This window comes from Caulobacter sp. P1_B12_2 (genome assembly GCF_056406675.1).
In genome coordinates this window covers 1-1,748 of record NZ_JBFTZS010000661.1, presented here as the reverse complement: position 1 = coordinate 1,748, position 1,748 = coordinate 1, and the positions used below count along the sequence as shown (strand labels likewise).

At 78.0% G+C, this 1,748-nt stretch carries 1 pseudogene; it reads left to right on the top strand.

The features are described from left to right. A pseudogene (locus AC1DZ6_RS24615) lies at positions 1–1,748 on the top strand (hypothetical protein); the annotation flags it as partial.

The following is a 1,748-nucleotide window of genomic DNA, read 5'->3' as shown; positions in this document are numbered from 1 at the left end:
CGGCGTGTTCGCCCAGTCGATCGGCGGCGGCGGCGGCAACGGCGCGGGCGGCGGCGGCTTGGTCGGCATCGGCGGCGACGGCGGCGCCTCGGGCAAGGGCGGAACCGTCACGGTGTCGAACACCGGCACGGTCGAGACCGACGGCAAGCTGTCCCAGGCGGTGTTCGCCCAGAGCATCGGCGGCGGCGGCGGCAACGGCGCGGGGGCCGGCGGCCTGGTCGCGATCGGCGGCAAGGGCGGAGCCGGCGGCGACGGCGACACGGTCACCGTCACCAACACCGGCGACCTGACGACCCATGGCTACGACTCCTACGCCGTGTTCGCCCAGAGCGTGGGCGGCGGCGGCGGCAACGGCGGCGGCGCGGGCGGCATGTTCGCGATCGGCGGCGGCGGCTCGGGCGGCGGTATCGGCGGGGCCGTCAAGGTCACCAATCACGGCGCGATCGTCACCGACCTGGACGGCTCGGGCGGCGTGTTCGCCCAGTCGATCGGCGGCGGCGGCGGCAACGGCGGCGACTCCACCAGCGTGGGCCTGTTCGTCAACCTATCGATCGGCGGCGACGGCGGCACGGCGAGCAAGGGCGGCGACGTCACGGTCCTCAACGACGGCTCGATCGTCACGGTCGGCGACCGGGCCTCGGCGATCTACGCCCAGAGCGTGGGCGGCGGCGGCGGCGACGGCGGCTTCGGGGCCGGCGGCGCGATCGGCGTCTACGGCGCGGTCAGCATCGGCGTCGGCGGTTCGGGCGGYGGCGGCGGCAACGGGGGCGTCGTTCACGTCACGGCCGACGGGACCCTGGTCACCACCGGCGACGACTCGCGCGGCGTGTTCGCCCAGAGCGTGGGCGGCGGCGGCGGCGACGGCGGCTACACGGTGGCGGCGGCCCTGGCGGTCGGCGACGTCGGGGCCGTGGCCGGCTCGATCTCGGTCGGCGGCACGGGCGGCGCGGCCAGCGACGGCGGCGCGGTCATCGTCGACCACGTCAGCGGCGTGAACATCGACACCACCGGCGACCGGGCGGTCGGCGTGTTCGCCCAGAGCGTGGGCGGCGGCGGCGGCAACGGCGGCTGGAGCGGCGCGATCTCGGCCGCGGCCTCGGGCGGCGCCAGCGCGGCGATCGGCGTGGCCGTCGGCGGCGACGGCGGCTTCGCGGGCAAGGGCGGCAAGGTCACGGTCGACACGGCCGGCGACATTCACACCCGCGGCGTCGACGCCTCGGCGATCTACGCCCAGAGCATCGGCGGCGGCGGCGGTACGGGCGGCTTCGCCCTGGCCGGGGCCCTGTCGGCCGGCTCGGCGGCCGGTTCGGCCTCGGTCGGCGTCGGCGGCACGGGCGCGGGCGGCGGCGACGCCGAAGAGGTCAAGGTCCTCAGCGTCACCGACATCGTCACCGAAGGCGACCGCTCGGCCGGGATCTACGCCCAGGCGGTGGGCGGCGGCGGCGGCAGCGGAGGCTGGAGCGGCGCGGTGGCCGGAGCGGGCGGCGTGGCCGGCGGTTCGGTGGGCGTCTCGATCGGCGGCAGCGGCGCGCACGGCGGCAAGGGCGGCGTCGTGACCGTCAGCAGCGTCGGCCAGATCGACACCTTCGGTGAAGACGCCACCGGCATCTTCGGCCAGAGCGTGGGCGGCGGCGGCGGCAGCGGCGGGTTCTCGCTGGCGGCGGCCGTGGCGGGCGGCGAAGGCGCGCTGGCCGGCTCGGTCGGGGTCGGCGGCTCGGGCGGCGCGGGCGGCGGCGCCCCCGCGACGG